This is a genomic window from Shewanella sp. ECSMB14101 (assembly GCF_000773485.1).
In the GTDB taxonomy this organism is placed as follows: Bacteria; Pseudomonadota; Gammaproteobacteria; order Enterobacterales; family Shewanellaceae; genus Shewanella; species Shewanella marisflavi.
In genome coordinates this window covers 15,882-36,478 of the sequence record NZ_JSFF01000001.1, presented here as the reverse complement: position 1 = coordinate 36,478, position 20,597 = coordinate 15,882, and the positions used below count along the sequence as shown (strand labels likewise).

Below are 20,597 nucleotides of genomic sequence, written 5' to 3'. Positions count from 1 at the left end.
TTGCTAACCCTAGCCTAGGCTGGCAGGAAATTTAACGATTAGTCATTGGTATTTAATGTCAGCCCTCGTATCATAGGCACCAGTCATTTTAGCAATAGACGAATAATTTGAACTACTTCACAAAAATATCGATAAGCGGTGTAGTCTTGGTCCTGTTGGCACTCTCAGGTTGTGCTTCCCGTCAGCCGACTAGTCTTCTCCCCACCCAAGTAGAACATGCCAGTCAGGCCCATGCCTGGGAACTACAAGGTAAGTTGGCCGTTCGTACTCCAGACGACAAATTCAGCACAAACCTATACTGGTTTCACACTCAATCCAATGACGAGCTTACCCTGACGACTATGTTAGGCACCACGGTAATGACACTTACCAAGCGTCCAAACCAGGCAACCTTAGCCCTCGATGGCAAGATCTATCAGGATACCGAGGCGGAGCGCTTGCTCAAGCGTCTCACAGGCTGGTCTATCCCCGTCGACACGCTACCTCTGTGGATCACAGGCCAGATCTCGCCCCAAGATGAGGTGATAACCTTTGATGCGAAAGGCCGCCCACAAGAAGTGCTTAACCACACAGACAATACCCCTTGGCAGGTCAGCTTTAACAGCTGGCAGCAACAAAGCGGCGCAGACGTACCCAGATTATTAACGTTACAACGAGATGAGATTCGTCTGAAACTGCAAGTTAATCAATGGCAAGCTCTAACACCGCACAGCATAACCGACGCGCAATCGGAATCGACAGATGACAAATAACCTCTCTAAGGGCTGGCCGGCGCCAGCTAAACTCAACCTGTTTCTTCACGTCAACGGTCGCCGTCCTGATGGCTACCATGAACTACAAACCCTGTTTCAGTTTATTGACTACTGCGACTATCTGGATTTTGCCATCAATGAGCAAGGAACCCTTACTCTCCATTCTGAGATGGAAGCAGTTGTCGCAAATAGCGATAACTTAATTCTAAAAGCTGCAAAATCACTGCAGGAGTATACAGGTACTCCCCTCGGCGCCGAGATCTGGCTGAATAAAAAACTGCCTATGGGCGGCGGTATTGGTGGCGGTTCTTCCGATGCGGCCACCACACTGGTCGCCTTGAACCATCTGTGGCAGACCCATTTACCCCAAGAAGAACTGGCCCAAATAGGTCTATCCCTTGGGGCTGATGTCCCTGTTTTTATTAATGGTTTCGCCGCATTTGCCGAAGGTGTTGGGGAAAAGCTAATCCCAGTCGACGCCCCTGAAAACTGGTACCTGATCCTGACGCCTGATGTACACGTTTCCACCGCCGAGGTGTTTAACGATCCGCAACTCCCAAGGGATACACCTAAGTTGTCGATGGACGATTTAATGAGCAGTGCCTGGCACAACGATTGCCAACAGAGGGTCGCCGAGCAATACCCCCAAGTTGCCAAAGCATTGGCGTGGCTGATAGAATATGCGCCGTCCAGAATGACGGGAACCGGTGCTTGTGTATTCGGTATCTTTGACACTCGCCAGCAAGCAGAGCAGGTCTTTGCCCAGTTGCCGGCAGAATTGCGCGGTTTTATCGCCAAAGGGACAAATAAATCACCATTAGTGCTGAGATTAGAGCAGCGCTAAGATCATGCGGGATAAGCCATTTATCTCGGTCATTACAATGAAGCATACGCCTGAGGTCCATACAGTGCCTGACATTAAACTATTTGCCGGTAACGCCACACCCAGTCTCGCAAAGAAGATAGCAGATCGCCTATTTTGTAAACTCGGAGACGCTGAGGTTGGCGTTTTCAGCGACGGTGAAATCAGTGTCCAGATTAACGAAAATGTACGTGGGGCGGATGTGTTTATCATTCAATCTACTTGTGCACCTACTAACGATAACCTGATGGAACTTATCGTTATGGTAGACGCGTTACGTCGCGCATCTGCTGGCCGTATTACTGCGGTTATTCCTTACTTTGGTTATGCACGTCAAGACCGTCGTGTTCGTAGTGCTCGTGTACCTATTACCGCTAAGGTTGTCGCCGACTTCCTATCAAGCGTTGGGGTTGACCGCGTACTGACTTGTGACCTGCACGCCGAGCAGATCCAGGGCTTCTTCGATGTACCTGTAGATAACGTATTTGGTAGCCCAGTGCTGCTTGAAGATATGTTAGCTAAGCAGCTGGACAACCCTGTCGTGGTTTCACCAGATATCGGTGGTGTAGTACGTGCCCGCGCCGTCGCTAAGCTACTGGACGATTCAGATCTGGCTATCATCGACAAGCGTCGCCCACAGGCAAACGTTGCCCAAGTGATGCACATCATAGGTGACGTACAAGGCCGTGACTGCATCATAGTCGACGACATGATCGATACCGGCGGTACCCTGTGTAAGGCTGCAGAAGCGCTTAAAGAACACGGTGCTAACCGCGTATTCGCTTACGCCACTCACCCAGTATTCTCTGGTAACGCAGCTAAGAACATCGCAGAGTCTGTGATCGATGAAGTGATCGTTACCGACACTATCCCGCTGAGCGAAGAGATGGCTGCGCAGGATAAAGTGACTCAGCTGACCATGTCTAGCGTGATGGCCGAAGCGATTCGCCGCGTGAGCAACGAAGAGTCTATCTCTGCGATGTTCAAGCACTAATCGCAAGCGTGCTGTAAACGAAAAAAGCCACTCAATTGAGTGGCTTTTTTGTGTCTATCATAATCACATATATGGGTTAGTGAACCGCGCGCCGCAGGGCGTCGTCACGAACCAGAAGTGTTAGTTCATAGGCGATAGCACGGCGCAGTTTCACTAACCAGCCAGTGACCTTCTTCATGTCGACGTCACAACTTTTAGTGCAACCTTCGCGTTTGGCATCAAGCAAGGTAACGGCAATTCCCTTATCGCTTTCAACCAGTTCAACATTGATCAAATAAGTTTTGTAGTTAAGCCTAGCGAAACGCTTGTCTGCCTGGCGCTCAAAGACCCAATGATTACGGGCAACGGCTTTATCGAGCATGTCATCATAATCGCTCACATAGCTGCCCAGTGGAATGGGATCTTGATAGATGTGCAGGCCCTCAGCCTGTAGCGGGCTGATAAGACTTAGCGTTAATAGCATTCCAAATGTTATCTTCTTCATCTTCATCCTTCCCTAACGCATTTGCAGCTGTCTGGCGATGCTGGCCCTAAGATTTTTAATGTAGTTGTAATAGCCGCGACCATTTTTATAGCAGATCCCATCGATGAGATTGGCGCACTGATAATCTCCTAGCGCGTCCTGATACTTGAGCTGCACCATAGACTCATCGTATTCGATACGCATGACGTTAGTGTCGCCGCGATAGTCGAAGCGCGCCAAGATATATCCCTCGCCCTCACCATCGTACACCCAGGCAAAGCCCTTGGTATTGAGCATGCCCATCAAGATGGCGTAGCGAATCTTTTCTAGCCCTATGTTATGGGTCTCTATCTCTTGATGTACGGCGCGAATATATCGATCTGAAGATTTTGGTTTGACGCTCTGCTTTATAGATAAGACACTGGGCTCGGCCAGTACAAGTGGACTTAGAGCCAGCAGGCTAAGGCCACAGAGTAAGGTTTTAAGACTCAAGGTATTCACTCCCTGTGATAAAAAACTCATGCTATCACAAGGCGCTAGCAGCCACCAGCAGCCGACTATTCGCCCTAGCAGAGCCAGATAAAAGAACCGTTTGATACTCTGAAGTAAGCTGAAACAGATACAGGCGAGAGATTTGAGATCCTAACGGACAGACACAAAAAAGCCTGTCACTTGGACAGGCTCATTACATCAATATTATTATCACTCGGTTCGATTATCGTTAGAGTGACACCAGCTCTCTGTGAGCCCATACCATAGTCTCACCCCATAACGGCAGCATCCACACACCGCTATCATCATCTTGATAAAGCTGCCTTAACACCATTTGCTCGTTTTTCAATACATGCTTACGGATCTCACGATAGATGGTTGCAGACTCTTTTGATATCTGTTGTGGGCTAGTAAATGAATGGTCTTCTACATCTACAAGGAAAGTGCGAACAGTTTTACCATCGACTTCACTTTGCGTCACCTTAAACTCACCACTAAACTGATAGCGAATAGAGATCTCTTTCAACATATCATCGGTAATACATGCAGCTGCAACCATTTTACCTCGGTTTGCAGAATCAAATATCATTGATAAACGAACATCTGCACGAACCACATTCTTACTATCTGAATAGTAATAAACATCTGCTCTATAAACATCTTCAACTAGCCCCTTATCTGCGGGTGAAAATTTATCTAAAAGGATATTGTTGTAAGTCACTTGTTCCATTCTGAGCTTGGTATCAGCTAACCATTGGATATCGAGTGGTGGAGTTAGGTTATTCACGGCACTGACTAAATTGAGTGGCTGTTTGTCAATACAACTACCGTTAAACTGGTTACATAATGCCACCGATTCATAACGGCCATTTTCAAATGTAAACAACTGTTTTTCACTCGAATTGTTGAAAATATTGTCATAATTAAACCAATTATCACCCACATTTTCTGTAGCTATGCTTTTTGCTTGGTCATCTAATTGCACTGTATGTAACAAGGATTGGTTTTGAGCCAGTAAAAAAGGTTTTGCAGTAATCGATGCCACTTCGGGTTCAGCAAGTAAAGAAAGGTGATTAACTATAAGCTTTAACCCACCAGAAAAGTGCAGCCCAATAATTAGCGCGGCAATAAGGCTAATTGCTACAATACGATAGAGCATGGACTTAAGCCTGCTTACACTCTTGGTCGGATAAGCTTTTGCCTTCCCCTCGCGAGTCGTAACCGTTAATGAATGATATGATTCTTGATTACTTAGAGAACTTACATTAGCAGGCGATGCAGGTGTTACTGCTTCTACCGACTCAATAATGCACAAGCTGTATCCGTAACGCGGGATATTTTTTATTTCAATGTCTGTTTTTCCATGCAACTTTTTTCTTAAGCTACTCATGCATTGAGTCAATGATGAAGGCGCAACGACTCTGCCTGGCCAGCCGACGGCATATAGAGTCTCTTTACTAACCACCTCACCTACATTCTTGACTAAGCTTTTTAGTACTTCTAATTCAGAGAGCGATAATGCACAACGAGTAGAAAGTTTAGTATCGACTAACTCTCTGGCATCTAAATCAATCATTAAAAATTCTGTAATTTTCACAACCTAACCCTTACTACTTTTAGCAGCCCCCAATCAGTATTCTACGGCACTTTATTAATCCTAAATCTGACATAATGCTGAGTTCCAATTAAACAATTGACGCTTTGTTAATATTTGTGATCCCCGTAAAAAAAGACCCTAGCAAAAAGCTAGGGCCAAAAATATTGCAGGATGAAAACTTTATTTCAGGTTATGTGATTCCTTGAGGTTATTTAAATCATGACACACAGCACATGACTCTTCGCCTGTGTACTGACCGAGCTCCACACCAAACTGTGCCCCATTTTGTTTCATATGACTCACAACATCTTTACGCACCTGACGACGATCTTCGCCCTCTTTGGCCGCACGTTTACCGTGACAGCTTAAACACACTGCCGCAGTTGGCGATACGAAAGCATCGGCAACAGCATCGACGGCATAACGTTTATTACCGCTAGTGTCTTTACCATTTGCAGGGTCTAGACCGTCATAAGTATCCATGTAATCAAGGTCAAGCGCTAACGGCTTACGCCCTATTAGATATTTAGCATCAAAGCTGTCACCAATATGACACTTGGCACAGTTTGCTAAATCTGCTGAGTATTCGACATTACGTCTCCAGCCTTCACCACTTTGATTAGCACGGTTATTAGCATGCATAGCATGAATCCATACCTTCTGATCGGGGTGGCTCATGGTCAACTGCTCAACGTAATCATCATCACCTTGCTTCGTCTGTGAATTTCGGATGACCTGGGTCGGCATATTGTTGGCGTTATGACAAGCTACACATTCTTCAGCAGCATTCGATGCAGTGGTCCAATCACGTTCACCGCGTGGCATCAAATTCTTCATCATAATCATTGGGTCTAAAACACCGTCGCCATCGGAGTCAACTGAACCTGAAGCGCAGGTGGTCCCAAAGTAAGTACTATCGTTCTTAACCACAGAATGGCAGCTACGACAGTTAAGCGTCATTTGCACGAAACCTTCTCCTGAGGTAGTCGTACCATGACAGTCCCCACAAAGCTCATTGGTAACAATCTGGCGACGTGGGCGCTCTTCAAGCAACCCTTGCTTATTGAAGAAGTGTTGCCAGTTGTAACCCGCAGCGCCGTTACTCCAATCAGTCTTACCATCACAGTCCTGAATGGTTTCACCATCTTTGTCGATACAGAACCAGATCCGCGGCGTCACCATACCGTAGCTAGCGTTAAGGTCGCCGTCGAAATCATCTTCAAGGTCAAATGGGCCTATCTCAAACGTTGTCTTTCCATTTTCATAGTTAAGTACGATTGGCTCGTCTACGTAACCAGGGAAGTTCTCTTTATTAGTGTGAACCCGCAGAACCTTGCCACGCTCCATGCCCATATCTTGCCCACCCCAGTTGATATAGAACTCGGCGTAGTACATATACTTAACCAGATCCAACTGCTCATTACGGCTATTGCCATCTTTATCTAAGATGTCGACAGTTAATTGCACATAGCCAGTCTTATCGGTATCTAAGTTAGCATCGATGTTGGCTTTGGCTTCTGGAGCATCAACCATTCTAGCGTCGGTCACAGTCAGATGAAGGTTTTCGCGACGCTCGTTCTGGCCCTTGTAGGTAGACAAATGCACCATCTCAAGAGTCTCTGAGGTATGGCAGTTAGCACATTGTGCATTGTCCTGATATGGCCAATGACCAATGCCTTCCTTGAAATTGACGTCACTATGACAAGTAATACAAGTTTCTTGGGTTGGAACGTTTTTCCAATTTGCAAAGTCAGTGGCTTGCTCATTTTGAGAGTGACAATTATCACAACCACCAACAGGCGCAGAGATCACACCGATATGAACTTCATGCGCTAACATTGGAAATACTTTGCTGATATCACTGACTTTGTTGTCAGCATGGCAAGAAGCACAAGTTTCTACTTCAGTGTATTTACCACCATGAATAGTAAAGCCGTCATGACAACTTACACAGTTTTGGTTGTTGACCACATTCTTGGTATATAGTGGCTCTAAACCTTGGCCTCTAAAGTCATAATGCATATTGGCATAGCTTAACTCTGTTGCACCAACGGCTTCGCCACCGGTTCTTACCACTAGTCTTAGTGTCTTTTCATCGGAAATGGTAAAGGCAGTTTCTGCAGTAACGTCTTTTTCAAAGCTATAGGTATACGTTCCGTCTTGATTATCTACCAAACTACCACACTTAGCGTACTTGCTGGCGGGACATGCTTCTGAGCTAAGCAGCTTCCAGTTGTTAGCATCTCCTTCAGTGCCTTCCTCAAGGCCAGAGAGTATAAAACCAAACTTTTCTAAACCAACAACAGGAAGGTCTTTTTCGTTGGTCACGGTGAACGTAATGTCAGACTGTGTTCCAACGACTATCTTATCTACCGCTACCGTAAATGCTTTAGCATCCGTTGCAACAGGGAACCCTGGTTGACCTGGAGCACCTGGTGCACCATCTTTACCATTTTGTCCATCATCTCCAGAACAACCCGTCAAAGCCAGCCCGATGAAGGCTGCTAAAGCAGTAACTTTTATATCAACTCGTTTCATCATCTGTTCAACTCACTTTTTTATTTAGCCCTCTTTATTGAGGCAAGCGAAATGTAACTAACCGAGTGCAATAAAAGTGTGACGGTCTCGGTTGCATTTTAGAACAAATTACTCAACGAGAAATACAGCACAAACAAAGGCCAAATTGTTAACAATCAAGCCGGTACATGTTAAAAAAAACCACTCATCCCAGCTGTGAAAATGTTAACCCAGACAAAAAAAGCGTGATTGTTAGCACTAAAACGGCTAACAAAAGTTAACAAAAAGGTGATTTGTTACCAAGCACTAGGATTTAAAACCTGTTTGCAATTATCCCACCGATAATTTAATACCGTCACTCAAGAAGAGTGTATCGCTCCTGACTCTGAGCACAGCATGTAATGACGTAATTTTAAGAGCATTCTTCGCTGAAGTAAGCAGACAACAACACATCTAACAGGCGAGTTTTAGCGCTTCCTTTACTGTATTAACTAACTTGAATCTAGTTCAGTTATTCAAATCGCCTGTAACAATCAATAGGGTATTCATTCAGTTTACATACCTAATGTATTTCTCACTCCCCCGCTATAGGTAAGATGTTGCATAGAGGGATTAAGGAAGCGCTAGGGTAACGCAGAGAGCATCTAACGACGATAGATGGGGGTCATCTGGAGATAGGTCAACACATTGAGTTATTACTGCGGATACCAAAGCAGAAGTGCATTGAATGAGCTTGCATTAAAAGCGCTAAACGACCACAGAGTAATTACAGCTTCATACTGATTGATATATCTTAATTTCAGAAGTCCTCAACATCCCTTTAAATTTTAGACACAAAAAAGCCTGTCACTTGGACAGGCTTTTTTGTATCAAAATAATGGTACGGGAGGAGAGACTTGAACTCTCACACCTTGCGGCACCAGAACCTAAATCTGGCGTGTCTACCAATTCCACCACTCCCGCATCGATTTACATCTGATCAGATGGCTTAGTTTTACATCTTAAGCTAGATAAAAATGGCTGGGGTACCAGGATTCGAACCTGGGAATGCCGAGATCAAAACCCGGTGCCTTACCGCTTGGCGATACCCCAACAAGCTTGGCTCAGATTACAGGCTAAACCTATAACCTAAAAATAATGGTACGGGAGGAGAGACTTGAACTCTCACACCTTGCGGCACCAGAACCTAAATCTGGCGTGTCTACCAATTCCACCACTCCCGCATCGATTTACATCTGATCAGATGGCTTAGTTTTACATCTTAAGCTAGATAAAAATGGCTGGGGTACCAGGATTCGAACCTGGGAATGCCGAGATCAAAACCCGGTGCCTTACCGCTTGGCGATACCCCAACAAGCTTGGCTCAGATTACAGGCTAAACCTATAACCTAAAAATAATGGTACGGGAGGAGAGACTTGAACTCTCACACCTTGCGGCACCAGAACCTAAATCTGGCGTGTCTACCAATTCCACCACTCCCGCACTGCATCTAGTTTTACATCCTGATAAAGATTCTAGTCATATGTCTGAACTACTAAGGGCTCAACTAACTAGCAAACCTCAAGTTTTACATCTCGAGCAGATGGCGCCGATAACGGCGGATTTACCTAGAATAAGATGGTAGCTATGGCGGGACTTGAACCTGCGACCCCAGCATTATGAGTGCTGTGCTCTAACCAGCTGAGCTACATAGCCACATTTATCTTATTGATAAATGGCTGGGGTACCAGGATTCGAACCTGGGAATGCCGAGATCAAAACCCGGTGCCTTACCGCTTGGCGATACCCCAACAAGCTTGGCTCAGATTACAGGCTAAACCTATAACCTAAAAATAATGGTACGGGAGGAGAGACTTGAACTCTCACACCTTGCGGCACCAGAACCTAAATCTGGCGTGTCTACCAATTCCACCACTCCCGCACTGCTTCTAGTTTTACATCTTGAACAGATGGTGGCCATATATAGTCGGGACTCAATCCCTGCCACACTTTCAATTTTACATCCTGAAAAGATGGTAGCTATGGCGGGACTTGAACCTGCGACCCCAGCATTATGAGTGCTGTGCTCTAACCAGCTGAGCTACATAGCCACATTTATCTTATTGATAAATGGCTGGGGTACCAGGATTCGAACCTGGGAATGCCGAGATCAAAACCCGGTGCCTTACCGCTTGGCGATACCCCAAAAACATTGTAAGCGAGAAAGAATATGGCTGGGGTACCAGGATTCGAACCTGGGAATGCCGAGATCAAAACCCGGTGCCTTACCGCTTGGCGATACCCCAATCAATCTTGCTTAAGACTAAAAGTAGACAACCTCTAGTCAAAAATAAATGGTACGGGAGGAGAGACTTGAACTCTCACACCTTGCGGCACCAGAACCTAAATCTGGCGTGTCTACCAATTCCACCACTCCCGCACTGCTTCTAGTTTTACATCTTGAACAGATGGTGGCCATATATAGTCGGGACTCAATCCCTGCCACACTTTCAATTTTACATCCTGAAGAGATGGTAGCTATGGCGGGACTTGAACCTGCGACCCCAGCATTATGAGTGCTGTGCTCTAACCAGCTGAGCTACATAGCCATCAATATTTCGCGCCCCTCTTGCTGAGGAACGGGGCGTATTATGCTTATTCAGCGTAGGCAGGTCAACAGCTTTTTTTCGCTAATTTAAACTATCTAAGCCGTTCGCCTATAAACTCACCAAAGTGGCCAGGCCTTATGCAATTTCCCCCTTAAAAGCGAAGATTTGCGCCTATTTTGCCCCTTTGTTAAAACAAAAACGGCCCGATATCACTACCGAGCCGCCTTTATGTCATCTACTTCTAGGGCGCCGAACTCGGCGCTAGATGCTAGACATTAAAGAGGAAATGCATCACATCGCCATCTTTAACCACATAGGTCTTACCTTCGACACGCAGTTTACCCGCTTCTTTGGCGCCGGCCTCACCCTTATAGGCGATAAAGTCATCATAAGACATGACTTGAGCACGAATAAAGCCACGTTCGAAGTCAGTGTGGATCACGCCAGCCGCTTGTGGTGCACAGGCGCCCACAGGCACAGTCCAAGCTCGAACCTCTTTCACACCCGCAGTAAAGTAGGTATGTAGGTCCAGCAACTGGTAACCGGCGCGGATCACGCGGTCAAGACCAGGCTCTTCCAAACCAAGATCGGCCATGAACTCGTCGCGATCATCTGGATCCATTTCGGCCAACTCAGATTCGATGGCGGCGCACACAGCAACCACAACCGCATTCTCTTTCGAGGCGATCTCACGTACCACATCCAGGTGCGGATTGTTTTCAAATCCATCTTCGGCAACGTTGGCGATATACATGGTCGGCTTCAGCGTCAGGAAGTTAAGATAGTTAACTGCCGCCAGCTCTTCCTTGGTCAGATCCATAGAGCGCAGCATATGCCCTTCATCTAACACAGGGCGCATCTTTTCAAGGACACTTACCTCAAACTTAGCGTCTTTGTCACCGCCTTTGGCGCGCTTTTGCTGACGTAAAATAGCACGCTCGCAAGAATCTAAGTCGGCCAGCGCTAATTCAGTGTTGATCACTTCGATGTCGCTGGCTGGCGACACCTTGTTAGCAACGTGCACGATATTGTCATCTTCGAAACAACGTACCACGTGACCAATCGCATCGGTTTCACGAATGTTTGCCAGGAACTTGTTGCCCAGACCTTCCCCTTTCGAGGCGCCAGCAACTAAGCCAGCGATGTCGACAAATTCCATGGTGGTTGGCAATACACGCTCAGGATTAACGATCTCCGCCAGGGCCTCCAAACGTGGATCGGGCACAGGCACTACACCCGTGTTAGGTTCGATCGTACAAAACGGGAAGTTAGACGCTTCGATACCCGCCTTAGTTAAGGCGTTGAACAGTGTCGATTTACCTACGTTTGGTAGGCCGACGATGCCACATTTAAAACCCATATATTTACCTTTATTCAATTAATCTTATCGCCTAAGCGATAATGAAGCTGTTCACTGCCGAATTCTTGGCTCTACCAATCACAATAAATAAGTGATCAGTCATAGCACTGAAAAACACAGTTATCGAGCGTTTTAACAAGTTAGAAAGCTCAGTTATTTAGTACGATTGGCATTAACCTGCCTTGTAAGAGTGCAACCTGTGCATCGCCTTACTCATATCTTCTTTAAAGAGGATCTCAGTCGCCCGCACCGCCTCGTCAACCACCTCTTCGATGAGGCGCTGTTCGGTTTGTGGCGCCTTGCCCAGCACATAGTTGCTAACCAAGCTCTTGTCCCCTGGATGACCGATACCGATACGTAATCGATAAAAGCCCTTGTTATTCGCCAGCTTGGCGATGATATCCTTGAGGCCATTATGCCCCCCATGCCCACCGCCCAGCTTAAACTTAGCCACACCCGGCGGCATGTCCAGTTCATCATGGGCCACCAAGATCTCCTCGGGTTCGATGCGAAAGAAATTCGCCAAGGCCGCTACCGACTTACCGCTAAGGTTCATAAAGGTGGTCGGGATCAGCAGGCGTACATCTTTACCATAGAGGGTGGCTCTGGCGGTAAGGCCATAGTATTTGCTGTCGGCAACTAAACTCACGCCACACACTCGCGCTAGCTCGTTGACATACCATGCACCTGCGTTGTGCCGAGTCTGCTCATATTTATCGCCCGGGTTAGCTAACCCGACAATCAGCTTTATGTTGCTCATCTCACTCTAGTCCATCTCGCAAGTGCCAATAAAAAACGCGGCATTTTAGCACTCAATCGAGCCAGCAACAAATTTATCCCGAGCCCAGAGAATAAGGAGGCTAAACGCCCCCCAAAGTCTGCTTTATTAGAGAAACCCTGATCTGAACACCTAAAGCCCCAAGGCGTACTTGAGCACTTTCTGCTTGATGGGACCGTCCATATTGGCAAGTTTGAGGGCGCCGTTTCGTAGCACTTTTAATGGCAACAGATTGTTGCTAAAACCTGCGTAGAAGAGATCCATGGTGGTCATCATCAGCTGGTTGTCGCTATAGCGTTTACATTGGTAACTCTTGAGCACTGCCCTATCCCACCAGCATTTATGATTGGCAATGGCATCGGCAAAAGTGTCGATAAGGGCGCTGACATCCTTAAAGCCCAGGTTAACCCCTTGACCGGCTAGCGGATTAATGGTGTGAGCGGCATCACCCAAGATCACCAGATGATCATCATAGTAACGCTGAACATGACGTCGGGTCAGCTTAAAGCTGCCCTTCGAGAGCACCTTAAACTCCCGCGACAGGCGTTTAGGAAAGTGAGCATCTATCTGCTCAAAGAGCGCCTGATTACTCAGACTTTGTAGCTGAGCGATACGACTGGCATCGTCATACCACACTAAGGAGGCATGTTTGCCCGGTAGCGGCAGTAAAGATCTTGGCCCTTTCGGGGTGAACTGTTGCCAGGTGACATCCTGCTCTTCTTGCGCTGTGGCGATATTAATCAGCATAGCCGACTGGCCATAGTCCCACCCAGTAACGCCAATACCCGCCCACTGACGCACCTGAGAGTTGGCACCATCGGCGCCGATTAATAGGCGGGTCTCTATCTCGCTGCCATCCTCTAGTTTGACCCGAACGCCTTCATCCATGCGCTCGAATTGACTCACCTTAGCCGGACAAAGCAAACTTAACTGCTCATGTTGCTCAAATTGCTGCCACAAGGCTAGTTGCACCAGACGGTTCTCGACGATATGACCCAGGTGAGAGGCGCCAATCTGGTCGCTATGAAATTGGGTGATACAAGCATCGAGCTCCCAGGTTTCCAGCCCTTTGTAGGCGACCTGCCGCATCTCGCCAAGCGACGCTAGGGCCCCTAGACGCTCAAGCAACTGCTCTGACGCCACACTGATCGCCGAAACCCTAAGATCTAAAGCCTGTTCACTGTCATAAGCCTGCGGCGCATAGGCCTCAACCACAGCTACAGACAGGCCAAGCTGCGCCAAGCCAAGGGCGGTTGCCGCCCCCACCATACCGCCGCCAATGACGACGACATCTTTTACTAAGGTCTTGCGCTGGTTCTGACTCACCTTGAGTTCGACTCCCTACTTCTTTTATTACCAAATATGTCACTTGGGCGGATTGCGTATATAAATGTTACCAGCACGGCTACTGCTCACACGCAGTTACAAAGCCAGGGCGCAAGCCTGAGCTTTGCCCCCTACACTCTCACCTCAAAGCAATCTTTACCACTTACTGAGTGTCATGGAGTGTCCGATGAAAAAGTTAATGATAGCTAGTGTATTCACCGCATCAGCCCTGTTATCTAACCTGGCTGGTGCTAGCGTCACCTCCCAAATGGAGACGATGACTGTAACCTATCGTAACTCGCTCGATTATGCCCTATATCAATATACGATTGAATTAATGAGCCATTATAGAGCCGAGATCCGAACAAGCATACAACGACAAGCTAAAAACAGCAGCCAGGCGATGGCCGAAGCATTTTTTGCACAGGACACGCCAAGACAGGTCGCGCTAGTCGATTTCCCGGCTGAGCAAAAGGCGCGCGCAGAGTAAATTCACGCTTATGACGCGCAAAAGCTAGCCAGCGGAGTGCTCAGAGGGTAAAATGTCGCGCTATTTTTCCCAGTAGTTGCAACAACGGCGCAAAACTGATGAGTAAGAAACTCCACATTAAAACCTGGGGCTGTCAGATGAATGAGTATGACTCATCAAAGATGGCCGACCTACTCGACGAATATCAAGGCTATACCTTGACCGAAGAGGCAGAAGAGGCAGATGTCCTACTGCTAAATACCTGTTCGATTCGCGAAAAAGCACAGGAAAAAGTCTTTCACCAGCTGGGGCGCTGGAAGACGCTAAAAGATAAGAACCCTAACCTGATCATAGGTGTAGGTGGCTGCGTGGCGTCTCAAGAAGGTAAGGCGATCAAAGACAGAGCCCAGTGTGTCGACCTGATCTTCGGTCCACAGACGCTGCACCGCTTGCCTGAGATGATCGAGCAGATCCAACAAGGTGGCAAGGCGGTTATCGACGTCAGCTTCCCCGAAATCGAAAAGTTCGACCGTCTGCCTGAGCCGCGCGCCGAAGGCCCAAGCGCCTTCGTCTCCATCATGGAAGGCTGTAGCAAATATTGCTCTTTCTGCGTGGTGCCTTATACCCGCGGTGAAGAGGTGAGTCGTCCGGTGGACGATGTGATCCTTGAGATCGCCCAGCTTGCCGAGCAAGGCGTGCGCGAAGTGAACCTGCTAGGCCAGAACGTCAACGCCTATCGCGGTGCAACCCATGATGACGATATCTGTACCTTCGCCGAGCTGCTGCGTTATGTGGCCGCCATCGATGGTATCGATCGTATTCGTTTCACCACCAGCCACCCGATCGAGTTTACCCAAGACATCATTGATGTGTATGAGGATACGCCTGAATTGGTGAGCTTCCTGCACCTGCCGGTGCAGTCGGGTTCGGATCTCATTCTCACCCAGATGAAACGTGGCCATATGGCGATCGAATACAAGTCGATCATTCGCCGTCTGCGTAAGGCAAGACCCGATATCCAGATCAGCTCTGACTTTATCATCGGCTTCCCAGGCGAGTCTAAGCAAGACTTCGCCGATACCATGAAGCTGATTGAAGATGTGCAATTCGATCACAGCTTCAGCTTCATCTACAGTGCGCGTCCGGGTACACCGGCAGCGGATCTACCCGATGATGTGTCGCTGGAAGAGAAGAAGGAACGTCTGGCGATCTTGCAAGACAGGATCACCCAGCAGGCAATGCGCTACAGCCGTCAGATGCTCGGCACAGTGCAGCGTATTTTGGTAGAAGGCCCTTCGGTGAAAAACCCGATGGAGCTGCGCGGCCGCACCGAAAACAACCGCGTGGTCAACTTCGAGGCTGACCCTAAACATATTGGCAGCTTCGTCGATGTTGAGATTGTCGACGTGTTTACCAACTCACTGCGTGGCAAGTTCATTCGCGGCGAAGATGAGATGGATTTGCGCCGCGACCTGCGCCCATCTGATATCTTGGCCAAGCACAAGAAAGATGACGACCTCGGCGTGACTCAGTTTATCCCGTAACAGTTATAAGCTGACATCAGAGAAGAAGCGACCTTAATCGGGTCGCTTTTTTATTGCTGGCGCTTTGTGGTTGGCGCTACGCTGACTTACCGAGCGTATAACTTCAAACAAATAGCGTTAGCAATTAAACTTAATGCCTCGTAAACTGTCTCTATAGTCTGTTGAGGTTAGGCCTCACGAGATATGCTTTAACGACAATCTGCAACTGGAGCTATTTTTGTCAAACAAACTCACTACGCTCAATCTGTATCTAGAGCCTTCTGATACCCGTCGACTCGCGTCACTATGCGGTCCCTTTGATGACAATATCAAACAACTCGAGCGCCGCATCGGTGTAGAGATCAACTACCGCAACAACCACTTTCAAATTGTCGGTCAGGCGCGTAACTGTCTAACGGTCAATAATCTGCTCAAAGAACTCTATATCGAGACACAACCGGTACGCGGCAGCACCCCAGATCTGGAACCCGATAAGGTGCATATGGCGATTCAGGAAGCGATAGCCCTGGAAGCCGAAGCGCCCCGCGACGATAAAGAACTCTATATCAAGACCAAGCGTGGCGTGATCAAGCCCCGCAACCCGAATCAAAGTGAATATGTGGCCAATATTGTGCGCCACGACATCAGCTTCGGTATCGGTCCTGCTGGTACAGGTAAGACTTACCTGGCGGTCGCTGCGGCGGTCGATGCCTTGGAGCGTCAGGAAGTGAGACGCATCTTGCTAACCCGCCCGGCAGTTGAAGCGGGCGAGAAGCTGGGTTTCCTGCCTGGCGATCTCAGCCAAAAGGTCGACCCCTATCTGCGTCCCTTATACGACGCCCTATTTGAGATGATGGGCTTCGAAAAGGTGGAGCGCTTAATTGAGCGCAGCGTGATTGAAGTTGCGCCACTGGCCTACATGCGTGGCCGCACCCTTAACGATGCCTTTATCATCTTAGATGAGAGCCAAAACACTACGGTAGAGCAGATGAAGATGTTCCTTACCCGTATCGGTTTTAACTCCCGCGCGGTGATCACAGGCGATATCACGCAAATTGACCTACCTAAGCATCAAAAGTCAGGCCTACGCCATGCTATCGAGGTATTGAGCGAAGTCGATGAAGTGAGCTTTAACTTCTTCCAGGCCAAGGATGTGGTACGTCACCCTGTGGTGGCCCGTATCGTCGAAGCCTATGAGGTTCACGAACAGAAGGTGGCCAGCGAAAAGGCCAAGCGTGAGAGCCAATTTAGGGCTGAGGAACCAAAGCACCATGACGCCTGATACCCCCTTAATCCTTAATCTGGATCTACAACTCGCCACAGAGGCGAGCGAGGTACCGACTCAGGCGCAGTTTGAGTCTTGGGTACGCCTCGCTCTTGGCAATACTATGCCAGAAGCCGAGCTGACTATTCGCTTGGTGGATGAGGCTGAAAGTCAGCAGTTAAATCATACCTATAGAGGCAAAGACAAGCCGACAAATGTGCTATCATTCCCGTTCGAGTCTCCACCAGAGGTCGAACTGCCACTACTTGGCGACTTAGTCATCTGTGTGCCTGTGGTTGAACAGGAGGCAAAAGCGCAAGCAAAAAGCCTCGAAGCCCACTGGGCTCACATGGTTGTACATGGTTGTCTGCATCTGCTAGGGTATGATCATATCATTGATAGCGAAGCAGAAGAGATGGAGTCTTTAGAGACTCAACTTATTGAAAGCTTGGGGTTTCCCAATCCTTACAAGGAGCAATAATCGACCTTTTTGGTCAGGTAAATACTATGAGTGACGATAACCCACCGAGTACCAACGCCCATAAGAAGGGCTGGTTAGAAAAAGTAAGTCAGTTATTCCAGGGCGAACCACAAAGTCGCGACGAGTTAGTGGAGGTGATCCACGACGCTGAACAAAGAGAAGTGATCAGCGAAGACACGCGCGAAATGATTAAAGGTGTTTTAGAAGTCTCCGATCTGCGCGTGCGTGACATCATGATCCCACGAGCACAAATTGTGGCGCTAAAAATAGACAACACGGTAGAGGAGCTGCTGTCGACCGTTATCAGCTCGGCACATTCCCGCTTCCCCGTGGTCAATGAAGATAAAGATCATATCGAAGGCATACTGCTGGCTAAAGATTTACTGCAGTACGGCTTTAAAAATAACGACGAGCCCTTTTCCCTCGAACAGGTGATCCGCCCAGCGGTCGTTGTGCCAGAAAGCAAGCGCGTCGACGTCCTCCTCAAGGAGTTTCGTTCTCAGCGTTATCATATGGCCATCGTAGTCGATGAATACGGCGGAGTATCAGGCCTGGTCACCATCGAAGATATTCTCGAAGAGATCGTCGGTGAAATCGAAGATGAATTCGATCATGACTCAGCCGAGGAGACAGAGATCCGCAAGGTCGGCAAACAACTCTATATGGTTAAGGCGCTCACCCCCATCGACGATTTCAATGAAACCTTCGGCACTCAGTTTAGTGACGAAGAGTTTGATACCGTCGGCGGCCTGGTTTCCCATGCCTTTGGCCACCTGCCCGAGCGTAACGAAAAGATCACCATAGATGACATTGAATTTAAGGTGATTAGCGCCGATACCCGCAGACTGGTTCAGCTTAGGGTCAAGCTCCCCGATCCCCAGACTGAAGAAGAAAACGCTTAACTTTTCAGTCCCTTGATGAGGCTATAATGCTGCTACGACTTAGGGCAATTGCCCATCATCCTGTAATACGGCTGGTACTCGCCTATCTGGCGGGTGCCAGTACCACACTGGCCTTCGCCCCTTATGGTTACTGGCCCATCTACCTGCTGGCACTTGCCTTCGCCCTCGGTCACAGTCATTCACTTGCCCCTAAACAGGCATTTGGCTACTGGCTAAGTTTTGGTTTTGGCTGTTTCTCTATCGGCATCAGTTGGGTCCATGTCAGCATGGACGTCTACGGTGGTCTCCCACTTATTGCCTCCCTCGGTCTGATGGCAATGTTGGCGCTCTACTTGGCGCTCTACCCCGCGCTTGCCGGTTATCTCAGCGCCAAGTTATCCCCTCATTCATATTGGTTACGCTATCTTGCCATCTTTCCCGCCTCTTGGGTGTTAATGGAATGGGCCAGAGGCTGGGTGCTGACCGGGTTCCCCTGGATCTGGGCAGGATACAGTCAAACCAGTGGTCCATTGGCGCCACTGGCCAGTAACATAGGCGCATTAGGCCTGAGCTTATTGCTGGTGATGCTCTCTGGTGCTCTGGTTATCGCGGCTAGGCCGGGTCACAAACTCGCAGTCAGGTTTATACCCCTCATCCTCATCTCAATCCTTGCCGGTAGCGGCAGTTATGCCAGCGGTCACTGGTCTGGCATTACGCCTACGGGTAAATCGGTGAAAGTCGCCCTAGTGCAAGGCAATATCGCCCAAAGCATGAAGTGGCAGCCAGAAGCGCTTTGGCCAACCATGCTGAAATATATGGATCTTTCACGACCTTCGCTGGCAGACACAGATCTGTTTATCTGGCCAGAGGCGGCGATCCCTGCGCCCGAATATATGGTCGAAGAGTTTCTCGATAACGCTAACAAGGTTGCGGGCCTGAACGATAGTGCCATCATCACTGGCATTATCAGCAAGCAGCAAAATAGCTTCTATAACTCGCTGATTGTCCTAGGCAACCACCAGCAGCAACAACAGAAAAGCGCCGATTATAGCGGCGATGGCAATAACGAATTCCGCAAGCATCATCTGCTCCCCATCGGCGAGTTTGTGCCCCTTGAAGATCTACTTAGGCCACTGGCGCCCTTCTTTAACCTGCCCATGTCCTCTTTCGCCAGAGGCGATTACAAGCAGCCGAACCTGAACGCTGTGGGACATCAGATAGCACCTGCCATCTGCTATGAAATCGCCTTCCCCGAGCAGCTCAGAGCCAACGTCAACGCAGGGACAGAGCTCCTGCTTACCGTCTCAAACGATGCCTGGTTTGGCCGCTCCAATGGCCCCTTGCAACATATGCAGATCGCCCAGATGCGCGCCATCGAATTAGGTAGACCTTTGCTAAGGGCCACTAATAACGGGGTCACGGCAATCGTCGATACCCAAGGCAAGATAACCCATAGTTTGCCCCAGTTTGAAACCGGAGTACTTAAGGCTGAGGTGCCGCTCGTGGCAGGGATGACAGGATTTGCCCGATGGGGTCAGACGCCGCTTCTGCTTCTGTGCACTCTAGTGTTAATTGGCGCCGTGATAAGACGCCTGCAACTTAAATAAGTAAGCCCATAACAAACAAAAATCCCCGCCTTAGCGGGGATTTTTTTAATAACACTGGCAATCTCTATCGGCACCTAGTTAAGGGCTAGTATTTAAGAAGCTCCTATTTAAGAAGCTCCTATTTAGGGAGCGAGAGCCTCACGGGTAAACTGGCTGCCATCGCACTCGGGACACTCAGGGATCACACCAGGAAACTCGATGCGCATCTCATGACCGCAGTCTGTGCAGACCATAGTGCCCTGACCCACAATCTCACCACTTTGGTAATAACCGTGATGTTTGAAGTCTTGGGTCACCTCATGCCACTCAACCTGGCTCCTGTCAGTGATCTCACTCAACCAGTGCCACAAGGTATTCTCGGCGGCGATAACGGTAGGACTGTGGCTGAGATCTTTAGCGTTTTTCTCAGCAAGGAAGCTGCCGATATCACGCTTTAAAAATTCTTCCACCAAGGCAAGCTCCTCTTCCTTGGCCTGCTTCTTGAGTCGCAAGAACTCCTTGCTCGCAGTAACGACTTTATATAATTCCTTTGCAGTCATTGAGTTATCTTCAGAGAAATCCGATTTCACCTGATCAAACAGGGCCTCGTATAACGATAGCAACTCGGTACTTCTTTTGCTCATGTTCAATACTCCTTCATGC

General features: G+C 48.4%; 17 protein-coding genes and 13 tRNA genes. 9 read left to right on the top strand and 21 right to left on the bottom strand.

Annotation, left to right across the window (positions count from 1 at the left end; translation table 11 throughout):
• The first annotated feature begins 146 nt into the window (after positions 1-146).
• The 3 genes from lolB (at position 147) to NY07_RS00225 (ending at position 2,608) form a co-directional block, all read left to right on the top strand.
• The gene (lolB, locus tag NY07_RS00235) at positions 147-752 is read left to right on the top strand and encodes a lipoprotein insertase outer membrane protein LolB (protein WP_235363868.1); all 606 of its coding nucleotides are present in this window, start codon (positions 147-149) and stop codon (positions 750-752) included.
• On the top strand, positions 742-1,596 hold the full coding sequence (ispE, locus tag NY07_RS00230; protein ID WP_033537342.1) for a 4-(cytidine 5'-diphospho)-2-C-methyl-D-erythritol kinase: 855 nt from the start codon (positions 742-744) through the stop codon (positions 1,594-1,596). Before lolB ends, ispE begins: the two co-directional genes overlap by 11 nt.
• 64 nt (positions 1,597-1,660) lie before the next feature.
• Positions 1,661-2,608, top strand: coding sequence for a ribose-phosphate pyrophosphokinase (locus NY07_RS00225; protein ID WP_033537742.1), 948 nt, complete (start codon positions 1,661-1,663; stop codon positions 2,606-2,608).
• A gap of 76 nt (positions 2,609-2,684) precedes the next feature.
• Here the strand turns inward: NY07_RS00225 and NY07_RS00220 are convergent, their stop codons facing one another.
• The 20 genes from NY07_RS00220 to NY07_RS00125 form a co-directional block, all read right to left on the bottom strand.
• Positions 2,685-3,092, bottom strand: a complete 408-nt coding sequence (locus NY07_RS00220) for a hypothetical protein (RefSeq protein ID WP_033537341.1) — start codon at positions 3,090-3,092, stop codon at positions 2,685-2,687.
• A gap of 12 nt (positions 3,093-3,104) precedes the next feature.
• A complete protein-coding gene (locus NY07_RS00215) occupies positions 3,105-3,593 on the bottom strand; it encodes a hypothetical protein (RefSeq protein ID WP_033537340.1) in 489 nt (162 codons plus the stop codon).
• Between the two features lie 199 nt (positions 3,594-3,792).
• The gene (locus NY07_RS00210; RefSeq protein WP_140946869.1) at positions 3,793-5,160 is read right to left on the bottom strand and encodes a winged helix-turn-helix domain-containing protein; all 1,368 of its coding nucleotides are present in this window, start codon (positions 5,158-5,160) and stop codon (positions 3,793-3,795) included.
• A gap of 180 nt (positions 5,161-5,340) precedes the next feature.
• Complete coding sequence (locus NY07_RS00205) at positions 5,341-7,701, bottom strand: multiheme c-type cytochrome (RefSeq protein ID WP_140946868.1); 2,361 nt, start codon at positions 7,699-7,701, stop codon at positions 5,341-5,343.
• Positions 7,702-8,555: 854 nt separating this feature from the next.
• Positions 8,556-8,640: transfer RNA gene (locus NY07_RS00200), tRNA-Leu, on the bottom strand.
• A 54-nt stretch (positions 8,641-8,694) separates the two neighbouring features.
• Positions 8,695-8,769 (bottom strand) — tRNA-Gln (locus NY07_RS00195).
• Between the two features lie 46 nt (positions 8,770-8,815).
• Positions 8,816-8,900, bottom strand: a tRNA-Leu gene (locus tag NY07_RS00190).
• Between the two features lie 54 nt (positions 8,901-8,954).
• Positions 8,955-9,029 (bottom strand) — tRNA-Gln (locus NY07_RS00185).
• Positions 9,030-9,075: 46 nt separating this feature from the next.
• Positions 9,076-9,160: transfer RNA gene (locus tag NY07_RS00180), tRNA-Leu, on the bottom strand.
• A 136-nt stretch (positions 9,161-9,296) separates the two neighbouring features.
• A tRNA-Met gene (locus NY07_RS00175) sits at positions 9,297-9,373 on the bottom strand.
• 20 nt (positions 9,374-9,393) lie between these two features.
• Positions 9,394-9,468, bottom strand: a tRNA-Gln gene (locus NY07_RS00170).
• 46 nt (positions 9,469-9,514) lie between these two features.
• Positions 9,515-9,599: transfer RNA gene (locus NY07_RS00165), tRNA-Leu, on the bottom strand.
• 92 nt (positions 9,600-9,691) lie between these two features.
• Positions 9,692-9,768: transfer RNA gene (locus tag NY07_RS00160), tRNA-Met, on the bottom strand.
• 20 nt (positions 9,769-9,788) lie between these two features.
• Positions 9,789-9,863, bottom strand: a tRNA-Gln gene (locus NY07_RS00155).
• 25 nt (positions 9,864-9,888) lie between these two features.
• Positions 9,889-9,963: transfer RNA gene (locus NY07_RS00150), tRNA-Gln, on the bottom strand.
• A 49-nt stretch (positions 9,964-10,012) separates the two neighbouring features.
• Positions 10,013-10,097: transfer RNA gene (locus NY07_RS00145), tRNA-Leu, on the bottom strand.
• Between the two features lie 92 nt (positions 10,098-10,189).
• Positions 10,190-10,266, bottom strand: a tRNA-Met gene (locus tag NY07_RS00140).
• A gap of 268 nt (positions 10,267-10,534) precedes the next feature.
• Positions 10,535-11,626, bottom strand: coding sequence for a redox-regulated ATPase YchF (gene ychF / locus NY07_RS00135; RefSeq protein WP_033537337.1), 1,092 nt, complete (start codon positions 11,624-11,626; stop codon positions 10,535-10,537).
• Positions 11,627-11,798: 172 nt separating this feature from the next.
• Positions 11,799-12,386 carry an aminoacyl-tRNA hydrolase gene (gene pth / locus NY07_RS00130; protein ID WP_033537336.1) on the bottom strand — a complete coding sequence of 196 codons (588 nt, stop codon included), beginning with the start codon at positions 12,384-12,386 and terminating at the stop codon, positions 11,799-11,801.
• 150 nt (positions 12,387-12,536) lie between these two features.
• Positions 12,537-13,673 carry an FAD-dependent monooxygenase gene (locus NY07_RS00125; RefSeq protein ID WP_235363880.1) on the bottom strand — a complete coding sequence of 379 codons (1,137 nt, stop codon included), beginning with the start codon at positions 13,671-13,673 and terminating at the stop codon, positions 12,537-12,539.
• 244 nt (positions 13,674-13,917) lie between these two features.
• On the opposite strand from NY07_RS00125, the gene NY07_RS00120 reads away from it, so the two are divergent.
• From NY07_RS00120 to lnt, 6 genes are all read left to right on the top strand, one after another.
• Positions 13,918-14,220, top strand: coding sequence for a hypothetical protein (locus tag NY07_RS00120; protein ID WP_052125432.1), 303 nt, complete (start codon positions 13,918-13,920; stop codon positions 14,218-14,220).
• A 98-nt stretch (positions 14,221-14,318) separates the two neighbouring features.
• Positions 14,319-15,743: a tRNA (N6-isopentenyl adenosine(37)-C2)-methylthiotransferase MiaB gene (miaB, locus tag NY07_RS00115; RefSeq protein ID WP_033537334.1), complete on the top strand. Its 1,425-nt coding sequence runs from the start codon at positions 14,319-14,321 to the stop codon at positions 15,741-15,743.
• Positions 15,744-15,960: 217 nt separating this feature from the next.
• Positions 15,961-17,004 (top strand): PhoH family protein, encoded by a 1,044-nt coding sequence (locus NY07_RS00110; RefSeq protein ID WP_033537333.1) that lies wholly within the window; start codon positions 15,961-15,963, stop codon positions 17,002-17,004.
• Positions 16,994-17,467: an rRNA maturation RNase YbeY gene (ybeY, locus tag NY07_RS00105; protein WP_033537332.1), complete on the top strand. Its 474-nt coding sequence runs from the start codon at positions 16,994-16,996 to the stop codon at positions 17,465-17,467. The genes NY07_RS00110 and ybeY overlap by 11 nt, the downstream gene beginning before the upstream one ends.
• Positions 17,468-17,493: 26 nt before the next feature.
• On the top strand, positions 17,494-18,369 hold the full coding sequence (corC, locus tag NY07_RS00100; RefSeq protein ID WP_033537331.1) for a CNNM family magnesium/cobalt transport protein CorC: 876 nt from the start codon (positions 17,494-17,496) through the stop codon (positions 18,367-18,369).
• Positions 18,370-18,395: 26 nt separating this feature from the next.
• Positions 18,396-19,955, top strand: coding sequence for an apolipoprotein N-acyltransferase (gene lnt, locus NY07_RS00095; RefSeq protein ID WP_033537330.1), 1,560 nt, complete (start codon positions 18,396-18,398; stop codon positions 19,953-19,955).
• A gap of 122 nt (positions 19,956-20,077) precedes the next feature.
• Here lnt and NY07_RS00090 read toward each other — a convergent pair whose 3' ends face one another.
• Positions 20,078-20,578: a zinc ribbon-containing protein gene (locus NY07_RS00090; RefSeq protein ID WP_033537329.1), complete on the bottom strand. Its 501-nt coding sequence runs from the start codon at positions 20,576-20,578 to the stop codon at positions 20,078-20,080.
• Positions 20,579-20,597: the final 19 nt, after the last annotated feature.

Excerpts from the sequence above, each read along its gene's own strand:
- ispE (WP_033537342.1), top strand. The coding sequence starts at position 742 with ATGACAAATAACCTCTCTAAGGGCTGGCCGGCGCCAGCTAAACTCAAC.
- NY07_RS00220 (WP_033537341.1), bottom strand. The coding sequence starts at position 3,092 with ATGAAGAAGATAACATTTGGAATGCTATTAACGCTAAGTCTTATCAGC.
- NY07_RS00215 (WP_033537340.1), bottom strand. The coding sequence starts at position 3,593 with ATGAGTTTTTTATCACAGGGAGTGAATACCTTGAGTCTTAAAACCTTA.
- NY07_RS00205 (WP_140946868.1), bottom strand. The coding sequence starts at position 7,701 with ATGATGAAACGAGTTGATATAAAAGTTACTGCTTTAGCAGCCTTCATC.
- ychF (WP_033537337.1), bottom strand. The coding sequence starts at position 11,626 with ATGGGTTTTAAATGTGGCATCGTCGGCCTACCAAACGTAGGTAAATCG.
- pth (WP_033537336.1), bottom strand. The coding sequence starts at position 12,386 with ATGAGCAACATAAAGCTGATTGTCGGGTTAGCTAACCCGGGCGATAAA.
- NY07_RS00125 (WP_235363880.1), bottom strand. The coding sequence starts at position 13,673 with ATGGTGGGGGCGGCAACCGCCCTTGGCTTGGCGCAGCTTGGCCTGTCT.
- NY07_RS00120 (WP_052125432.1), top strand. The coding sequence starts at position 13,918 with ATGAAAAAGTTAATGATAGCTAGTGTATTCACCGCATCAGCCCTGTTA.
- miaB (WP_033537334.1), top strand. The coding sequence starts at position 14,319 with ATGAGTAAGAAACTCCACATTAAAACCTGGGGCTGTCAGATGAATGAG.
- ybeY (WP_033537332.1), top strand. The coding sequence starts at position 16,994 with ATGACGCCTGATACCCCCTTAATCCTTAATCTGGATCTACAACTCGCC.
- corC (WP_033537331.1), top strand. The coding sequence starts at position 17,494 with ATGAGTGACGATAACCCACCGAGTACCAACGCCCATAAGAAGGGCTGG.
- lnt (WP_033537330.1), top strand. The coding sequence starts at position 18,396 with ATGCTGCTACGACTTAGGGCAATTGCCCATCATCCTGTAATACGGCTG.
- NY07_RS00090 (WP_033537329.1), bottom strand. The coding sequence starts at position 20,578 with ATGAGCAAAAGAAGTACCGAGTTGCTATCGTTATACGAGGCCCTGTTT.